The sequence below is a fragment of the Azospirillum lipoferum 4B genome, assembly GCF_000283655.1.
GTDB lineage: Bacteria > Pseudomonadota > Alphaproteobacteria > Azospirillales > Azospirillaceae > Azospirillum > Azospirillum lipoferum_C.
In genome coordinates this window covers 660,715-679,148 of the sequence record NC_016622.1, presented here as the reverse complement: position 1 = coordinate 679,148, position 18,434 = coordinate 660,715, and the positions used below count along the sequence as shown (strand labels likewise).

At 66.9% G+C, this 18,434-nt stretch carries 14 protein-coding genes; 10 read left to right on the top strand and 4 right to left on the bottom strand.

Features of this window, described 5'->3' with window-relative positions:
• Window positions 1-8: 8 nt before the first annotated feature.
• From AZOLI_RS03115 to AZOLI_RS03090, 6 genes are read left to right on the top strand one after another with little or no spacing between them, the layout of a single operon-like run.
• Window positions 9-524 carry a hypothetical protein gene (locus AZOLI_RS03115; protein WP_014247120.1) on the top strand — a complete coding sequence of 172 codons (516 nt, stop codon included), beginning with the start codon at window positions 9-11 and terminating at the stop codon, window positions 522-524.
• Window positions 521-2,074: a tubulin-like doman-containing protein gene (locus tag AZOLI_RS03110; RefSeq protein ID WP_014247119.1), complete on the top strand. Its 1,554-nt coding sequence runs from the start codon at window positions 521-523 to the stop codon at window positions 2,072-2,074. The genes AZOLI_RS03115 and AZOLI_RS03110 overlap by 4 nt, the downstream gene beginning before the upstream one ends.
• 48 nt (window positions 2,075-2,122) lie before the next feature.
• On the top strand, window positions 2,123-5,527 hold the full coding sequence (locus AZOLI_RS03105) for a hypothetical protein (protein ID WP_014247118.1): 3,405 nt from the start codon (window positions 2,123-2,125) through the stop codon (window positions 5,525-5,527).
• A complete protein-coding gene (locus AZOLI_RS03100) occupies window positions 5,524-6,447 on the top strand; it encodes a hypothetical protein (RefSeq protein ID WP_014247117.1) in 924 nt (307 codons plus the stop codon). Before AZOLI_RS03105 ends, AZOLI_RS03100 begins: the two co-directional genes overlap by 4 nt.
• A gap of 32 nt (window positions 6,448-6,479) precedes the next feature.
• Entirely contained in the window at window positions 6,480-8,585 is a 2,106-nt protein-coding gene (locus AZOLI_RS03095; protein ID WP_014247116.1) for a hypothetical protein, read from the top strand.
• A gap of 50 nt (window positions 8,586-8,635) precedes the next feature.
• Window positions 8,636-9,661, top strand: coding sequence for an OmpA/MotB family protein (locus AZOLI_RS03090; RefSeq protein WP_014247115.1), 1,026 nt, complete (start codon window positions 8,636-8,638; stop codon window positions 9,659-9,661).
• 316 nt (window positions 9,662-9,977) lie between these two features.
• Here AZOLI_RS03090 and AZOLI_RS30940 read toward each other — a convergent pair.
• A protein-coding gene (locus tag AZOLI_RS30940; protein WP_076611116.1) for an IS630-like element ISAli3 family transposase occupies window positions 9,978-11,044 on the bottom strand; the annotation gives its coding sequence in 2 pieces (ribosomal slippage) (window positions 9,978-10,558 and window positions 10,558-11,044; 1,068 coding nt in all).
• 108 nt (window positions 11,045-11,152) lie between these two features.
• On the opposite strand from AZOLI_RS30940, the gene AZOLI_RS32955 reads away from it, so the two are divergent.
• The gene (locus AZOLI_RS32955) at window positions 11,153-11,485 is read left to right on the top strand and encodes a hypothetical protein (RefSeq protein WP_044549550.1); all 333 of its coding nucleotides are present in this window, start codon (window positions 11,153-11,155) and stop codon (window positions 11,483-11,485) included.
• Window positions 11,486-11,684: 199 nt separating this feature from the next.
• Here the strand turns inward: AZOLI_RS32955 and AZOLI_RS03065 are convergent, their stop codons facing one another.
• Window positions 11,685-11,987, bottom strand: a complete 303-nt coding sequence (locus AZOLI_RS03065) for a hypothetical protein (protein WP_014247114.1) — start codon at window positions 11,985-11,987, stop codon at window positions 11,685-11,687.
• A 257-nt stretch (window positions 11,988-12,244) separates the two neighbouring features.
• On the opposite strand from AZOLI_RS03065, the gene AZOLI_RS03060 reads away from it, so the two are divergent.
• Window positions 12,245-12,499, top strand: a complete 255-nt coding sequence (locus tag AZOLI_RS03060; RefSeq protein WP_014247113.1) for a helix-turn-helix domain-containing protein — start codon at window positions 12,245-12,247, stop codon at window positions 12,497-12,499.
• A gap of 288 nt (window positions 12,500-12,787) precedes the next feature.
• On the opposite strand, the gene zapE is transcribed toward AZOLI_RS03060, so the two are convergent.
• Window positions 12,788-13,960 (bottom strand): cell division protein ZapE, encoded by a 1,173-nt coding sequence (gene zapE / locus AZOLI_RS03055; RefSeq protein WP_014247112.1) that lies wholly within the window; start codon window positions 13,958-13,960, stop codon window positions 12,788-12,790.
• 253 nt (window positions 13,961-14,213) lie between these two features.
• Between zapE and AZOLI_RS03050 the strand changes: the two genes are divergently transcribed.
• Window positions 14,214-16,454: a sensor histidine kinase gene (locus AZOLI_RS03050; RefSeq protein WP_014247111.1), complete on the top strand. Its 2,241-nt coding sequence runs from the start codon at window positions 14,214-14,216 to the stop codon at window positions 16,452-16,454.
• A 22-nt stretch (window positions 16,455-16,476) separates the two neighbouring features.
• Here the strand turns inward: AZOLI_RS03050 and pdxY are convergent, their stop codons facing one another.
• Complete coding sequence (gene pdxY / locus AZOLI_RS03045; protein WP_014247110.1) at window positions 16,477-17,337, bottom strand: pyridoxal kinase PdxY; 861 nt, start codon at window positions 17,335-17,337, stop codon at window positions 16,477-16,479.
• Between the two features lie 205 nt (window positions 17,338-17,542).
• Between pdxY and AZOLI_RS03040 the strand changes: the two genes are divergently transcribed.
• Window positions 17,543-18,412: an HpcH/HpaI aldolase/citrate lyase family protein gene (locus AZOLI_RS03040; protein ID WP_014247109.1), complete on the top strand. Its 870-nt coding sequence runs from the start codon at window positions 17,543-17,545 to the stop codon at window positions 18,410-18,412.
• The last annotated feature ends 22 nt before the right edge of the window (window positions 18,413-18,434 follow it).

The window sequence follows — 18,434 nt, the reverse complement described above, 5'->3', positions numbered from 1 at the left end:
AGGCAGCGATGAAGAAATTCAGTCCCATCCTGTTGACCGTGTTCATTCAGGTCCTTGCGGGCGTCACCATCGTTGCGCTGCTCAACATGCTGGATCCCGGCTTGTTTGCTCCCTTGATGGACGAAAAGATCAATGGAAGGTCGTTGCGCTTCGCCCTTGAGGATCTGCGCTTCGGGCTGGGGGTGGTCACCGTGTCCAGCGTCGGCACCGCCATCCTGGCATCGCTCGTCTGGCTTCTATGCGCGCTTTTCAAATCCGTGCACCACCCGAAGGACGTCCCGACACTGTCGCCGTTCTGGGTCTTCAACACCCTGTTCTTCATGATCGTCACCGCCGGCATCGTCTATTACGAGATCGACCAGCTCTTTTACGCAATGCGCACCAGCTACACGACCCACATCGTCCTCATGGCGCTGGTCTTGTTCCTTTTATTCTATTACTTGGCGACGTTCCTTGCCACACGGCCGACGATGCGGCCGTCTGTCCTCTTCCGCAACCGGCTGTTCATGCGGAGACAATCATGACCAAGTGCTATTTCATCGGCGTCGGCGGCACCGGCGCCCGTTGCGGCGAGGCGATGCTTCACCTCTGCGCCGCGGGGCTGGGACCCGAGGAGCTGTGGATGGGCTTCGTGGACCCGGACTCCAGCAACGGGAACCTTGAGCGCACGAAGGACCTGCTCAAGCTGTATCAGGTTACACGCGCAACGCTGCGCAATCCCGGCAACAGCCAGTTGTCCCCCAAGGCTCCGCTGTTCCGCACCTCGGTACAGACGGCGGTGTCCGGGGCATCCTGGTCGCAGGTTCCGGCCGGAATCACTTCAATGCGGGATCTCTTCCATCACTCGCGGATGGAGGACGACGGCCGCGATCTGTTCGACGCTCTTTACCTGCGCGAAGAGCAGGAAATGGATCTGTCGCATGGGTTCCGGGCGCGGCCGGCGATCGGCGCGGCCGTCATCGGTGCACGGGTGGAATCGGACGACGAGTTCTGGCAGGACGTCTTCGCCGCTCAGCAGGATGCGAACCAGAACCGCGACGTGCGGATCTTCCTGGTCGGGTCGGTCTTCGGTGGAACCGGGGCGTCGGGTTTTCCGGTCATCGCACGCCGCCTTCGGGAGGCCCTGAACTCACCCCGGGTGACGATCTCGGGGGCGCTGGCCCTTCCCTATTTCAGCTACGCCCCGCCAACGGATTCGGGGGCGATCATCGCGCATTCCGGAGCCTTCATCCATCAGTCGCGGGGCGCGCTCGAACACTACCAGGATCTGCTGTCCAAGCCGGGGCCGGCCGGGCCGGCGTTCGACAACCTTTTCATGTTCGGCTGGCCCCGGCTCTTGCCTCTCCCCGCGTCGCGCACGGGGGGAAGGGCGCAATGCAACCCGCCCCTGCTTCCGGAACTCTACGGCGCGCTCGCCGCTGCCGGCTTCTTCCACGGCGGCGCCATTCCCAATGCGAAGGTACTGCACATTGCCAGAAATGCGGCGCCAACCCTGACCTGGGACGATCTGCCCGCTATCGCCAGCCCCCCCGGCGCCAGCAGCGACGTCAAAGCCGCCTTGGGAGGGTTGCTGCGCTTCGCCGTAGCCTTTCGTGCCATCTACGCGCCGCTGCTCGACCGCTCCGTCCACTGGCGCTACGAGCGGCATTCCTGGTACCGCAGGCTTCTCGCCGACACGCACGCCCAGCTCGACGGCGATTCGGCGCAGCTCGCCCGGACGAAGCTGGACAGCTATTGCCATGCGTTCCTGCGCTGGATGGTCACGCTGGTTCGTTGCAGCAGTCACGACGGCTTGGCCGTCGACCTGTTCAACGACAATGCCGTCGGCGCCGACGGCGTGCCGGATGAGCGAGGGCTGCTCGCCCTTCAGGACGAACTGTTCGGGCGCGCCAAACCCGTGTTCGCCGATCTGGTGACGGACTCGGTCCCGGGAACGGCATCGTTCGACAGAATTCTCGACAATCTCAACGCGGCCGTCCCCCCGGCCGGTTCCGAGGGGCTGTCGGCATTCGTTGAAGCGCTCTTCGACCAGTGCAGGCTAGGCGACGGGAAGCCCCTGATACGCCCGACCTGACCTCTTCCGGCCAACCCGTCGTTCGGTTCTGCCCAAGGATACCGCCTGATGCCCACGCAGCATCTGCTCTCTCCCCTCAATTCCGACGCTCTCCCTTCGCCGGAAACGCCAGGCGTCTGGGTCCAGGAAACGGGTTACGAGTGGCTTGGAAAGCTGGCCCAGTGTCTCGCACAGCAGCCGGAAGGGCAAAGTGACGAAGATCTGCTGTCCATTCCCGACGTGTGGGCACAGGCGATGGTGTTCGAGAGCGCGCTGCTCGACGTCAGCCATCCCCTGCATCGCCGCAGCGTGCGCGAATGGCGTGGGCTAATCGGCCTGCTTGCGCTGTCAGCGCAGCGGGGCATGGCCTTGCAGAGCCGCCTCATCGATGTCCAGGCGCTGGCGGAGCCCGATGACGGCAGCTCGATGTTCGTGAGGGTCGCTCACAGCCTGCGCCCGGCGTGTTCGCTCGTCGCCACGCAGACATGGTCGAAGATCGGCTTCCTCACGCTCGACGGCCGGCCGCTGGCGATGATCGTGCCGCACGTCCTCATCTGTCCGGTTCGAGGGCACGAGGCGGCGCTGGACGCGACGATCGAATGGCGCACGTCGCCGGGCGGCGGCCTGGACGATCCGCTGTGCGCCGACAACCTGACGCCCGAGGAACTCGGGCTCATCGCCCGCTACGCAAAGGCTCTGCAGCAGGGGTTGCGCCCGTTGGAAACCGATGGCCCGCGGGACCGGCGCCTGTCGCAGCTGCTGACCCGGCTCGAAGAATTCGCCGAAGCGCTCGAACGGACGTTCGCCAAGGCCATGGGGCAGAAGGGTCGTCTGTCGCTGGACGACACCGAGGTGTACTCGGTTCCGCAGCAATTCGAACTGCCGCCGCCTCTCTACTCCCTCATCAACCACTTCGAAGCGCTGATTCCGCGCCAGCGCTACGACACCGCGATCCCGACGCGCGCCGAGTTTCGGAAAGCACTCGCCGGCATTCTGCTGCTGGACGAGCGGCTCCCCAGCCTCCTCAATAGCACCTCCTCGGCCATCCGCGCTTGGGACACCGACACACTTGAGACGGCGTTGCGCCACCCGGCCCACCGCCAGAGGGTTATCGACGGGGCCGCGGCGGGCGGCTTCCTCGCCATCGGCATCGACGATCTCTTCACGCCGGCCCTGTGCCATCTGAGCGAAGGCGCCATCACCACGCACGGTGCCGCGGAATCCTTCACCCTGCCGTTGACGCCGCTGGCGCTCCTTCTGTTCCCGCCGTCGGAGTTGCGGGAGCGCGTCGTCATCCGGCCGGAGGGCGGCGGGTATCGCGTGATGCTTCGGGTCGAACTGCTGGACGACCGGGAGAACAGCCGTCCTTGCCAGCTGTCGCGATTCTACCCGAAGGCGCACCGCGCATCATCGCCGGCCAGCCTGTCGGTCTGGCCCGACTTCCAGTCGGTTCATTGGGACTATTATTACCTGTTCTACGGCGTCAATCCGGAGGAGAGCCTGACGCCGACGCTCCCGGTCACGCGTTCCGACCTGCTGACCGCCCTGAAGCCGGCCGCCCCCGCCGCGCACCGCGTCGCCAACGCGGCCCGGCTGCCCCAGGGCCTGGAAACGGCGATCCTCGACGGCAAGCGCCGGCGCATGCTCCGCGAGGAGCGGCAACAGGTGCGGGCCATGGTGCTCATGACCCAGCAGCCGGAAGCGATCCTCTGCACCGTCGCCGCAGTCGAGGCCGGCGGCCTGAAAACCCGCCTGCCGGTCGGCCTGATCCTGGCGGCGGAGGCCAAGCAGGTCGCTCCGCGAAAGCCGTCGAACTGGAAAATTGGCGTCGATTTCGGAACAACGAACACCTGCATCTTTTACCGGCGCGACAGCCGCCCGCCGGAGCGGGTGGTCTTCCGCGACCGTTGCATCTCACCCTTCCGTGGCCAGGAGCAGGCCACCGAGGCGCAGGACGAGCATGCCCTGGAGTTCCTGCCACTGAGCGACCGGCCGCTGCCGTTCCAGTCCGTGCTTCAGGATCGCAGCAACCTGCCGAACGAGGGCATGCCGCGCTGGCCGCTGTGGACCGAACGGATCTACTACGTCCGCGATGTGCAAGTAACGCTGAACGCGCTGCGCGGCGACGGCAACTCGGCGTTGCGCTTCGATCTCAAATGGTCGGAGATTCCCGAGGACCGTAACCGCCGCCAGGATTTCCTTGCCCAAGCGGCGTTGGAGGCGATGGCCGAGGCCGCGGCGGAGGGGATGAATCCCGCCGACGTCCATTGGTTCTTCTCCTACCCCGAAGCGTTCAAGGGCGAGCAGCTTGCCGACTATACCGGCATCATTCCCGAAGCGCTGGGGACGGCGCTGTCCTCGCAGCAGAACGTGCCGGCGCCCGATGAGACCCGGACCAGCCCGGAGAGCGTCTGCGCCGCACTGTACTTCCACAGCCACGGCATCGCCTTGACCGGCACCGTGGTGACGTTCGACGTGGGCGGCGGCACCACCGACATCTCGCTGTGGCAGTCCCGCAGGCTCGTGTGGCGCAGTTCGGTCCGCTTCGCCGGCCGGGATATCGTGATCGGCTACCTCGCGCGGCAGAAGGAATACATCCTCGCCCTGACGCGGCAGAGCCAGTCGCTGCGCGAGGCGTACGAAGAGTTCCAGACGACCGTGCAGGAAACCCAGAGAGTCTTCAACGCGACCGAGGTCTTCGTCAACAGCGACACCTTCAGCAAGGCCTTCCAGAAGGAGCGTGCGGCCATCGGTGGAACGCCTGGGGCGAAGGGACTGCACGCCACCGTCGAATTCGCGATGGCGGGCCTGCTGTACTACGTCGGACTGGTGTACGGGGCGCTGGTCCGCTCTGGCGTGTGCAGCGCCGACGCCGGCACCATCCAGGTCTGCTACGGCGGTCGTGGCAGTCTGATGATGCGGGAGCTCGTCGGCACCACAGTGGCCGAGCGCATGACCGCGCTGTTCAACACCGCTGCCGGGCTCGGTAAGGACAACGGCGTTCCCGAACAGCACCTGACGCTGTCCTACAGCAAGAACCCGAAGGAAGAAGTCGCCTTCGGGCTGCTGATCGACCGGGCCGACGCCGCGGAACTGCGCTACAACCAGGAGGAACTGCCCCCCTCGATCATCGGCGAGTCGATCCTGATCGGGGGTAAGCCCTGCACATGGGACAGCCGCGCCGACATGCTCGACCCCACGGCGGAATGGCGTTGCGGCGACCTCAGCCAGCTCGAACGCTTCGTCACCTGCTACAGGTCCGAACTGGGCCGGATCGTGCCGTTCGACACGGTGATCAAGTCCCACGTCAAGACCCAGGTTAACGAAGCCCTGGTGGCTGAGCGCAACCAGGCCGCCGCCATGTTCCGGCGCGGCAAGGATGCTGTCCGCACCATGGGCATCGAGCCGCCGTTCATCCTCGCGCTGCGGGCGCTGAACACGTATCTCAACGTGAACAGGCAGTTCATCCAATGATCGGGCGCCGGATCCTGATGGCCGGCGCTTGCGCAACGGCGTACATCGCGGGCACGCCGGCCGCCGTGCTTGCCGCCGATCCGTCCGGCGGGGCGGAATCCGGTGCGTGGCTGACCGGCACGTACGTTCTGGCTGCCTTCCTCTGGGGCGTGATCGTCGGCGCGCTGTTCATGCCGGTCTGGCGCACGTTGCACCCGCAACGCAGGACCCTAGAGACGGAGAACGCCGAACTCATCCGTGCACTGCACAAGCTGACCGAAAAGGTTCAGGGCATGGATATGGCGGTGAGGGACATCAATGGAATGGTGAAGGACCTCGGAGGCCAAGTGAGCGTGCTTCGGGCGGACGTTCGCCAGCAGGGGGAGATGCGGTCGCGGGAACAGTCGGCCAACCGCGTTCGCGAGCCTCGCGCCGCGGCGCCGGACGGCATGACCTCGACCGGCACGACCTCGGACTGCACGGCCTTCGGCACCCCCTCGCCGGCACTCCTCGCCGACCATTGGCCGATCTCCCTGGGATCGTTGGATGTCCTGGCCGACCTCATGGACGAGTACCGCAGGGTCATGGAGGACGAGAACCGGGTCGAGGCCTTCCTGGAGCAGCGGCGGGCGTTGCGCGCCGTATGGAGGGGGGCCGACTGGCTGGATCTGGTCGATTCCCCGACCGCCGACCTTTGGGTGCTGCCGCCGCATAGCGCCGGAAAGGCGTTGATCCTGCCGTCCCGGCGGATGCTGACGCGCAACTTCTCAGCGCTGGCCGCCAACCGCGGCGAAGGGGTGCGCCGCCAGCTCGGTCCGATGTTCGACATCGACTTCACTGACGTGGAGACACCGCTCGTCGTCCGGGCAGCTCGGGCCGATCTCGACGGGCAGCGGGCGCGGTTGGTGGAACCGGGCCTCCTGCGCTTCCCGCGCCAGTAACCCGCCACCACTCATCCGATCGGATCAAGCAAATGTTCGACGCCGTCATCCATGCCGCCAACAACCCAGTGGTCATCGCGCTCATCGCCAGCCTGATCGTTGCGTTCGGCGTGCTGGTCGGGCTGCGGGCATCGGCCCGGTTCCAGGAGGTTGACAGCGATCTTCGCAGTGCCGCCAGCATCGTGGAGGCCGTCGCCTCGCCGGCCCGCTTCGGTCCCGAACTGGATGCGATGGAGCACGCTTTCCGGCGAAAGCCCGGACTGCAGAGCGCCTGGATAGGGATCGAGGCCACACTGGCCCCTCCGACCGGCGATGACATGGCCGTGGTCGCCACCGTGAAACCGTCGGAGTTCCTGTCCATAGACCTGCTGCGTCAGGCCAACATCAACGTCGCCCTCTATCAGGCGGTCCCCGGGTATCTGGTCGGCACCGGGCTGCTCTTCACCTTCATCAGCCTACTTCTGGCTCTGGTCGCCGCCACCGGCACCATGTCGGCGGCGACGGCGACGGCGACGCACGTCGCCCTGCAGGGCCTGCTGTCCGCGGCAGCGATGAAGTTCACCTGCTCCATCGCCGGCCTTCTGGCGTCCATTGTCTTCTCGTGGTGGCTTCGGCACCGGCTGCATGGCATCGAGGCCAGGATCGACGATCTCGGCCGCCTGCTCGACAGCCGGATTCCCGTGCGCCACCCCATTCAGCTCATCGCGGAAACCAACGCGCTGCTGACGCGGCAGATCACGGTGTTCCAGTCGATCGACACACAATGGCGCGATCATCTGGTGGAGAATCTGTCGGAGCGCACCGCCAAGGCTGTGGGCGACGGGATGAAGCCGCTCGTCACCGTCGTGAACGAGATGACCGCCAAGGTCGGCGAACTGAGCCGCGACTCCATGGAGAAGATGATCGGCGCGTTCACCCGCCGGCTGGAGGAATCGCTTAGCAGCCGCACGGCCGACCTGCTCGAACGGCTCGAAACGCTGTGCAGGAACTTCCAGAGCCTCATCGCGACGGTGGAGGGCATGGACAAGAACCTCGCGGAGGCCATCGACCAGAGCACACAGGCACTGGACGAACGGGTCAGCGCTGCGGCGGACCACATGAACAAGGCCTTGCACGATGGCAGCGCCGGAATGATCGGTGGCCTGCTGGAAGGCAGCAGGGCGCTCACGGCATCCGCGGCTGACGCGACAAGGCAAATGGAAGGCCAGTTGGCGGACACGGCGGCGCGGCTGGCGGCGCGGCTCGACGAAGCGGGCAATGCCCTGCACGGCCACATGGAGAAGATCGACAACGACTTCCAGACCGTGTCGGCACAGCTCAACGGCGAGCTGACGACGACCGCCGATCGGATCATCACCGATCTCGGCCGCGCCGCCGGGGCCTTCCGCAATGCCGATGAGCGGACGACCCAGGCCCTGCCCGAGTTCCTCGGCAGGCTTGAGGGGCTGGTCGCCAAGGTCAACGCGACCGGCCGGCCGATGGAGGAACTGGCGCACAGCATCGAGCTGAGCACCACGGCCCTGAGAAAAGCGTTCGATGCATCGTCGGGAAGCCTGTCCAAGGGCCGGGTGGCCGTCGAGCGTGTGACCGTGGTGGCGGAGAGCGTGGCCGCCATGCACGACACCTTCAAGGCGCTCGCCCAGGCCGTGGGTCGGATGGAGCAGTTGGAGGCGGCGGCGCAGGCGGTCGGCGAGTTGGTGGACCATCTGTCTGGCCTCGACCGGGTCTTGGACACACTCAACGCGATGACGCAGCGTCTAGGCGCATTGGAAGCCTCGTACGCCGGGCTGGCGGATGCCGGCGACGTGCTCGTTCGCATGAGGCCGCCGATCGAGGCGCTCACCTCCTCAAGCCAACGGGTGGCGTCCCTGGAAACCCCGCTGGCCGCTCTGGCCGGAACGGCGCAGGCCGTGGCAGAGGCCGGCACCTCGTTCCGGGAGCTGTCGGGAACCGCCGAACAGGTAATCGCCTTGAACCGCACGATCGACCGCTTGGCCGAGGTGGTGGAGACGCTGGCCTCACTGGAGCCGGTGCTGGCGGCCATCCGCGACGCGGCGCAGCCGGCGGTGATCCACATTGCGCCCGAAGCGGCCGCGCCGTCACCCCTCAGCTCGATCCGGCAGAAGCTTGGTCTTTAATCGGATGACAACCATCCGTAACCCGGTCGGGAAATTCGGGAGCAGGTTCCATGCAGGCGATCAGATCGAAGCGCGGCCGGCGCCACTCCGCCGGAGAAGCCGGCGAGCAGGACGGCTATTTCGCCTCCGTCAGTGATCTGCTGACAGGAATCCTCTTTATCTTCATCCTCTTGCTAACTGGTGTGGTCATCGACAATCAGGGGGCCGACGGGGACATGCTCAGGGTCCGGAACGCCCTTGAGGCCGAAAGGGGAAGGGCCGAGCACCTCGCGCACGAACTATCCGAGGCTCAGAAGGAAGCCCGCACCATAGCCAAGCGGCTTGTCGACGAGCGCGACGAGGCGCGGCGTGAGGCGCATTCGGCTCAGAGTCGTCTGACCTCCTTGGACGCACAGCTCAGTGCGGCACGCAACGATATCGACGCAGCGCGCTCCGCCGAAACGACGGCGCGACGGGCGCTCTCCGAGATGCAGGATGCGCGCACGACCGAGCAGATCCTCTACACCAAGAACAAGCAGAAGCGCGCGGAACTCCTCAACCGGATCGTCAATACGATGCGCGAGCAGCGCTTCGAGGTGGTCGCAGAGTTGGAAGAGGGAGTACTGCGGCTCCCCGACGGTCTGCTTTTCGAGAAAGGCGACGCAAAGCTGGACCGCCGCGGGGCTCAAGCCCTACAGGTGTTGGCCGGCATCATGGAACGGGAAGTCCATTGCGCGACGCGCCCGTCGCAGGACTGTCCACCGGGATCCTCTGCGTTCCTAGAGGCGGTGTTCATCGAGGGACATTCCGATAACACACAGGTGCGCCCAGGCCAGCACCATCCAGATTTTGCGAACAATTGGCGGCTGTCTACGCGGCGCGCCCTGGAGGCGTTCTCGGAAATGATGAAAGGCAGGCCCAATCTCGAAAAGCTGGCCAATGCCCAGGGGCGATCCGTGTTCGGCGTCAGCGGCTACGCTGGCGGACGGGCGATCGCGGACAACAGCACCGAACAGGGTCAAGAGCAGAACCGGCGCATCGACATGCGTTTCCTGCTATCCGGCACCGCTCCCCTGGAGAAAGCGCCGACGCGATGACCGGCCCGCTACGAGGGGTACCGCTCTCACAGGCTGGTGCCGCTGTTCGGGACATCCGCCTGACGATGCCGACGTCGCGGCTCTCCGCGCCCACCCTCAAACTTTCCCGCTATGGGCAAGCGGTGCTCGTCGTCCATGAACGGCTCACACGCTTCACCAAGCTCTTCCGCCAGTCCTGAAAGGCGGCCAAGCCGGTCATCGACCGCCTGCTCGCCTTCCTCAGCCCCCTCCCGCCGGCCCTGCGGCGCTCCGCCACCTTCGACAACGGCACCGAGTACGCCAAGCTGTAAATAAGCATGGAATAATACCAGCGGCTTTAGACATTGACCGCTGCCCACGAGCGTGAGGCGATTGAGCGAATGATTTCGGGTGCCTGGGCGAGAGCGTTCCACGCCTCGCAGCAGGCCTCGACGATGGCGGCATAGGAATCGAAGACGCGATGGCTGAGGTGGTTCTGTCGCAGGAACTGCCAGATGTTTTCGACCGGATTGAGTTCCGGGCAATAGGGCGGGAGATGCAGAAGGCTGATGTTTTCGGGCACGACCAGCTTGTCGCCCGGCTGGTGCCAGCCTGCGCCGTCGAGGATGAGCACCGCATGGTGGCCGTCGCTCACTTGGCCGCTGATCTCGGCCATGTGCAGGGTCATTGCCGCGGCGTTGGCCTTGGGCAGGACCAAGGCCGCGGCGGCGCCACGGCTCGGGCAGACGGCGCCGAACAGGTAGGCCCAGCTATGGCGCTGGTCGCGGGGCGCGCGTGGCCGGCTGCCCTTGGCGGCCCACACCCGGGTCAGGGTCCCTTGCTGGCCGACCCGGGCTTCGTCCTGCCACCAGAGCTCCAGCGGCTTGCCGCGGGCGGTGTCGGGGAGGGCGCCGGCAACCAGAGCGGCAAAGTTTTTTTGTGAGCCTCGAGCGCCTCGCCATCCTGCTGAGGATGCTGGGGGCGCACCGACAGGCGACGGAACCCCAGACGGCGCAACAGCCCGCCAACGCTGCGCTCGGCCAGCACCACGCCGAACCGGCGCTCGATCTTGCGGGCCAGATCGCACCGCCGCCACCGAACCACGCCATCCTCGGCGAGGTCCGGACCGGAGCGGACCCAGGACGCCACCTCCGCTTCCTGCTCCGCCGACAGCTTCGGCTTGGCTCCCGGTGCCTTACGATCCCGCAGCCCCGCCACGCCTTGGGCGTTGTAGCGGTGAACCCAATCCCGCAACGTTTGCCGATCCATCCCGCAAGACCGCGCGGCGTCCTCGCGAGATCGCCCCTCCAAAACCAGAGCTAGGGCGAGAAGGCGCCGCGCTACATCCGGATCGCCAAAACGCACCGCCCGCTGGCGCAACTCCGCTGAACTCAGCTCCAGCCGCGTGATCGCAATCGCCGCCATACCCGCCTCCTTCCGAGAGCTGGCAGCGAATCACAGGGCGGACCAAAAGGGAATCCACCGTGACGAGTCACACTTCAAAGCCGCTGGTATAAGGCCCCCGTTTTCGGGATGATCGGCCACATCCGCCGCAAGCTTGCCGCCGCGACCGACGGCGACCGGCAGATGGTGGAGATCCTCATCGCCGTTCTCAATGATAGGCTGGGCGCGGTGGTGGCCGCCTGCCGCGAGGCGCTGGCGAGCGGCACGCACAGCCGGGACGTGATTCTGAAGATCCTGGCCCGGCGCCACGACGTCACTCCGGCGCCGTGTGTGGCGGTGCCGGCGGCGTTGACGCTGTCCATCGAGCCGGCCGCCGACTGCGGGCGCTACGACCGTCTGTTTGCGTCGTGCATACGGGCATCCTTCGGTCCCTCGGTTATTGCCCGTACACGGAATTCCTGACAGTCCCGCCAGCCCCGAACCAGCACGCCGTTGCCGGCAGCGGACAGAGACTGTGTTCACTCGTGTTCAGCTACCGCGTTCTGTATACGCTATATCCATTTGATGTTGGCTACATATCCGACCGGCGTATCCGCCCTTTTATCTTGCTATCCCAGTCCTACAATCCCCTATCACCCTTCATCCGACGCGCCGCCACGGGTTAACGACATCGCGCCATCTTGGCGATCCGGCCAGCATCGGCCAACACGCTCCAGGTAAGCCGCAATTCGGGTTGGGCATCGGCAGAGGGCCCAGCGAAGAGTTGGCCGGGTTCCGCCTGGATCATATGCCAGAGGACACGGAGGCGAGCCACCAACTCGGCGACAGTGTGTGCCGGCAGTGCGGCGATGCGCGTCTCAATGTCGTTGAGGCGAGTGCACAGGGCCTCGATGCGGTCGTCCAACTCATCGAGTCCGGCGGCCTTCGTGGCGGCCTTGTAGCGGGCGTAGTCGTCGGGTGGCATCGCGGCGAGGTACGGCGTAGCGGATCGGGTCCCGATGCCATGATTGAGGGGGCGAGCGTTGAGGAAGCAGCGACGCCAGCCAGCAGCCTGCGGCGGGAGAGCGGAGGAACGCTGGCGGGCGCCCCCGGATACAGGCATGCGCCATGGGCGTCGGCCATGAGTTTCCCTTCTACCTCATCCGTGACCGTTTTACTATCAGGCATGACCGGAATTCGTCAACACAAAACGATCTTGCGTGATCAAAAAAGGAAAACGGCATGCTGACGGGGGCACAGATCAGGGCGGCGCGCGCTTTGCTCGACTGGAGGCAGAACCGCTTGGCGGAGGAGTCCGGCGTGTCGGGGCCAACGATCCGGCGCATGGAAGGGGCGAAAGGGACGAGCAAAAGCTTGGTCGAGAATGTTGAGGCTGTCCGTCGTGCGCTGGAGGCTGCGGGGGTCGTGTTCCTGGCCGACGGGGAACAACGGGCCGGCGGCCCCGGTGTGCGCCTGCGCGAACCGGAGGAGACCTGACCGCCAACCCCATCCTCCTGTTCGACCGGGAATACGACCATCCTCCCGTCCCGACCTGCGATCCGGAGAACCCCGCCCACAGCGGCGCGCAAGGCTGGCCGCAGGCTACCGCCGGAGGCGGCTTGGCCTTGCGCGGCGCGAGGACGGGGTTAGCCTCGGGAGCGGCGGACGGGGCGGGAGAGCGGCGCCGTCAGGGCAGCGGATGCGAAGTTTTCATGGCTGCCTAGCTTATCGGGCATGCCTCGTGAGACACAGATGTGACACCGGTCGGAGAGTAATCAGAAAATATCAAGTAAGATGCTGCCTTTGCAGGTAATCCTCGCTCTGCATCTCCATCAGCCGGCTGACCGTGCGTTCGAACTCGAAGGCGTGGGTGCCTTCCGGATAAAGCCGCTCGGGCGGGCCTTCGGCGGCGATGACGACGTTGACCTTGTGTTCGTACAGCGCGTCGATCAGCGTCATGAAGCGCTTGGCCTCGTTGCGCAGTTCGTCCTTCATGGTCGGAACATGGTCGATCAGGACCGTGTGGAAATGGGTGGCGATGGCCAGATAGTCGGCCGCCCCCAGCGGCTTGCCGCACAGGTTCCAGAAATCGACCCAGGCCACGCTTTTGGCGGCGCGGTCGATCTCGACCCGGCGGCCCTGCACCGTCAGGCTGCAGGGCTCGCCCGACGCACCGCCGGTCAGGTCGGAGAAGGCCCTGGCAAGGGCGGCGTCCGACGCCGCGCCCAGCGGGTGGTGGTAGATCGGCACCCCCTTCAGACGGTCCAGCCGGTAGTCGGTGGGGCCGTCCAGCGACAGGATGTCCAGCTTCTCCTTCAGAAGCGCGATGAAGGGCAGGAACAGCTCGCGCTGAAGCCCGTCCTTGTACAGCATGTCCGGCGGCCAGTTGGAGGTCGCCACCACCACCACCCCCAGGTCGAACAGGTTGGTGAACAGCCGGCCAAGGATCATCGCGTCGACGATGTTGGTGACGTGGAACTCGTCGAAGCAGAGCAGCCACGCCTCGTCGGCCAGGGCGCGGGCCAGCTCGGGCAGCGCCTCGTCCGGGCCGTCACCCTTCCCCTTGCCGGACTGGCGGTGGTCGTGGATGCGCTGGTGGATCTCCAGCATGAATTCGTGGAAATGGACGCGCCGCTTCTTGTCGACGGGAGCCGTCTCGAAGAACAGGTCCATCAGCATCGACTTGCCGCGCCCGACGCTGCCGTAGATGTAGAGCCCCTGCGGCGCGGTGGAGGCGATGTCGGGCGGCGGCGGGGTGGAACGGCGGCGGCCAAGGCCGAAACGCTCCAGCCACCCTCCCCCGGCAGGCTTGCCGTCGCCAGCGGGTTGCGGCTGATAGCCCTTCAGCGCCTGATACAGGCTTTGGAACTTCTCCGCCGCCAGCTCCTGGTCGGGATCGGGGCGAAGAGTGCCGCTGCCGCGGCGGGCGCGGTAGAGCGAAAGCGGTCCGTCGGTCATGGGGATAAGCGCTATCCGGCTGCCAAGTTGCCCCTTACCTAACGGATGGAGCCGCTTCCGGCAACCGCCGACCGGCACGCGGGGGACCAGCGGCGGGAATGGCAGGGTGGCGTTTGCAGCGGTTGGCCGGCGCGGCATCTGGGCGCAGTGGGAATGCCCTGGTTTCCGTCCGGTTACACTTTCTTTAGGGTGTTCGTCCAATCAATGTTCCGGCGCAGTCCAGCCGCCCGCCAGACAGGAAGCCGCCGCACCGATGCCCGCCTCCGGGTCCGCTTTCCCGACCGATGGTTCCAACGCCGGGCTGGCGCGGGCGTTGCGTCGCCGTCTGGGGTCGGTGCGCTTCCTGATGACCGCCTCCGGCCTCGCCTTCATCCTGGTGGTGAACGCGCTGATCGGCTACGGCATCCTTCAGAACCGGAGGGAAGCCCTGGATGCGGGCGAGCGGGCGACCCGCGACCTTGCCCGCATGCTGGAGGCCCAAGCACTGCGCACCGCCTTCTCGGTGGACCGGTTGTTGAGCGATCTGGCCTTCGCGCTCGACACCCACCCCGACGGCCGGCGGCGCGGCAGTGCTGCCATTCACGACCATCTGCGCCAGAGCCGCGATTCTTTCGGCGAACTGGCGGATCTGGTGGTGGTGGGCGACGACGGCCTTGCCCTGCATCATTCCGCCGACCTGCCGCTGCCGCCCTTCCCGCTGTCCGACCGCACCTATTTCACCAACGCACGCGACCGCGCCAGCCCCGGCCTGCTGGCGGGCGCACCCATCGTCAGCCGGGTGGTGCCCGGCACCCGCGTCATCCCGCTGAGCCGGCGCTGGACCGACGCAAGCGGCCGCTTCCGCGGGGTGCTGGTGGCGCTGGTCGATCCGACGCGGCTGGCGGCGACGCTGGAATCGCAGCGCATCGACCGCAAGGGCAGTGTGATCCTGGCGCTGGAGGACGGGACCGTATTGCTCGAACGGCCCCAGGACCGCATCGGGCTGACCCGGCTGGCGGACTGGCCGGCGGTGCGGCGCGCCCTGGCGGCCCGGGACGAGGCCACCATCCGCGACCGCACCCCGATGACCGCACCCGCGGCGACGGCATCATCGCCAGCCACGCCCGGCGGCGGTGCGGTCGACAGCCTGATCAGCGTGCGGCGGGTGCAGGGCTATCCGTTCGTCATCGTGGCGACCCTGCCGGTGCAGGCGGCTTTGGCCGACTGGCAGCGCGACACAGCGGCCTGGACCGCCATCGGCACGGCGATGACCATCGCCATCGCCCTGCTGACCGCCTTCGTCGTTCGCCAGCATGCCCGCCGCGAGGAGGATCAGGCCCGGCTCGCCCGCGCCTCCCGCCGGATCCGCGGCATCCTCGATTCCATGCTGGACGCGGTGGTGACCTTCGACAGGGCGGGGCGCATCGTCACCTTCAACCGGTCCGCCGAAGTCATGTTCGGCGTGCCGGAGCGCGAGATGATAGGCCAGCCCATCGAAGCGCTGATCCCGGACGCGCGCGACGGCGCCAACGACCGCGACCTGACCGCGATTCGCCGCGACGGCCACGCCTTTCCGGTGGGATTCACCGTCAGCGACCTGCGGCTGGGCGCCGGCCCCAGTGCCACGGCGCCCTACCCCGCCGCCGTCGACACCCCGCGCCCGGATCCGGCTCCCGACGAGCCGCGCATCTATGTCGGCGTCATCCGCGACATGACCCGCCGCAAGCAGCAGGAGGCCGAGGTGATCGCCTCCAAGACCCAGGCGGAGCTGGCGAACCGCGCCAAGAGCGAGTTCCTGGCCAACATGAGCCACGAGCTGCGCACGCCCCTGAACGCCATCATCGGCTTCGCCGAAGTGCTGGACAGCGAGTTCTTCGGCACAATCAACGAGCGGCAGAAATCCTGCATCGCCGACATTCACGACAGCGGCCGGCACCTGCTCGACATCGTCAACGCCGTGCTGGACATGTCGAAGCTGGAATCGGGCCAGTTCGACCTGTCCGAGGAACCGGTCGAAATCCACGAGGCGGTGGCCCATTGCCTGATGATGGTGCGCGACCGCGCGTCCGCCGGCGGTGTGGCCCTGAACAACCTCGTGACGGGATACGTCGCCACCCTCTGGGTCGATCAGCGTGCCTTCAAGCAAGTGATCCTGAACCTGCTCTCCAACGCGGTGAAGTTCACGCCCTGCGGCGGCAGCGTCACTATCGACGCCGGCATCGATGAGGATGGCGGGTTCAGGCTGACGGTGGCCGACACGGGCATCGGCATTCCGCCCGAATTCATGGCCGACCTGTTCCAGCCGTTCCGCCAGGCCGACAATGCGGCCAATCGCCGGTACGAGGGGACCGGGCTGGGCCTGTCGATCTCGAAGAACTTCATCGACCTGCATGGCGGGACGCTGACCTGCGACAGCTCGCCGGGCACCGGCACCACCATGACGATCCGCCTGCCGCGCTCGCGGGTGACGGATCATCCGTCCAATGTGGGCGGCCGGGCCGCCGGAGCGGCCTGACAGCCGGGACGTTCGACGGATCTCAGCGCAAACGGCTGGCGGTGAAACGGCGGGGCGGATCGACGAAATCGTCCTGGGCGGCGATCAGTTGAAGCTCTCGCGTGCCCAGACGCTTGGTCGTTTCGAAGATGGCGAAGATGGCCGCCGCCGCCTGCTCCAGCGCGTCGGCAGGATCGAATGCCTTCAGGTAATGGGCCAGGAACAGCGCCGCCACCGCGTCGCCCGACCCGTTGGGCGGCGGATCGAAGGTCAGGCGCGGCGTCGCCACCAGCCAGGCGCCGTCGGTACCGTCCACCAGCATCTCGATGCTGTCGGGATCGGCCTCGCTCCGGGTCAGGCTGGTGACCAGGACCAGCCGCGGCCCGCGGGCGCGCAAGGCCGCGGTCGCCGCCAGCGCATCGTCCAGCGTCGCCACCTTGCGGTCGGTCAGATACTCCAGCTCGAACTGGTTCGGCGTCATCAGGTCGGCGGCGGGAACCGCATGATCGCGGATGAATTCCGGCAGGCCGGGCCGCACGAAGAAGCCGCGGCCGACGTCGCCCATCACCGGATCGCAACAGTAGATCGCCTTGGGATTGGCCGCCTTCACCCGCGCGGCGGTCTCCACGATCACCTGCCCCAGTTCGACGGCGCCCATATAGCCGGACAGCACCGCATCCTGCGCCGGCAGCACCCCGCGGGCGGCGATGCCGTCGACGATGTCGGCGATATGCTCCGCCGTGAAGACCTGCCCGGTCCAGGCGCCATAACCGGTGTGGTTGGAGAACTGGACGGTGTTCACCGCCGTGGCGTCGATGCCCAGCCGCTGCAGCGGAAACACCGCGGCCCGGTTGCCGACATAGCCATAGGCGACGTGCGATTGGATGGTGAGGACGGTCTTCATGGGGGCAAGCCTATGCGACGCTCCGCCGGGCGTAAAGCCGCCTGCTCCGTGGCGACGCCGGGGGAGCACGGCATGGCTGCCATGCATGTCCCCCCTGCCGGCCGTCTGCTGTGGCGGCTTGGCCCATGGACAGGGCGGGGACGCGCAGCTAAAGCTGCCGTCTACAACCATCCGCACCACCTATCCGCCTTCTGGGGAAATCGCCATGGCCACGACCGTCCGCCCCCGCCGCAGCGTGCTCTACATGCCGGGCTCGAACGCCCGCGCCTTGGAGAAGGGGCGCAGCCTGCCCGCCGACGGGCTGATCCTGGACCTGGAGGATGCGGTTGCCCCCGACGCCAAGGCCGCGGCGCGCGACACCATCGCCCAGGCGCTTGCCGCCGGCGGCTATGGCGGGCGGGAACTGATCATTCGGGTCAATGGGCTGAACACGCCATGGGGCTATGACGACCTCCGCATGGCGGCGGCCAGCGGTGCCGACGCCGTGCTGCTGCCGAAGGTGGAGAGCGCCGACAGCGTGCGGCAGGCCGAGGCGGTGCTGCGGACCGCCGGAGCGCCGGCCAGCCAGACCATCTGGTGCATGATGGAGACGCCGCTCGGCGTCCTGAACGCCAAGGAGATCGCAGGGGCCTCCCCCGCCGTCGGTGCCCTGGTGCTCGGCACCTCGGACCTCGCCAAGGATTTGCATGCCGCCCATACGGCACAGCGGCTGCCGATGATCACCAGCCTGGGGCTCTGCCTGCTGGCGGCGCGCGCCTATGGGCTGGCGGTGCTGGACGGCGTGCATCTGGACCTGAACGACGACGAGGGCTTCGCCGCCTCCTGCCGGCAGGGGCGCGAGCTGGGGTTCGACGGCAAGACGCTGATCCATCCGAAGACCATCGCCGCCTGCAACGCAGCCTTCGCCCCCGACGCCGACGAGATCGCCCACGCCCACCGCATCATCGCCGCCCATGCGGAGGCCGCAGCATCCGGCAAGGGGGTGGTGCTGGTCGACGGCAAGCTGGTGGAGAACCTGCATGTCGAGAACGCCCGCCGGTTGGTGGCGCTGGCCGAGGCCATTGCGGCGCTCTGACGCACTGGCCCTCATACCGGAA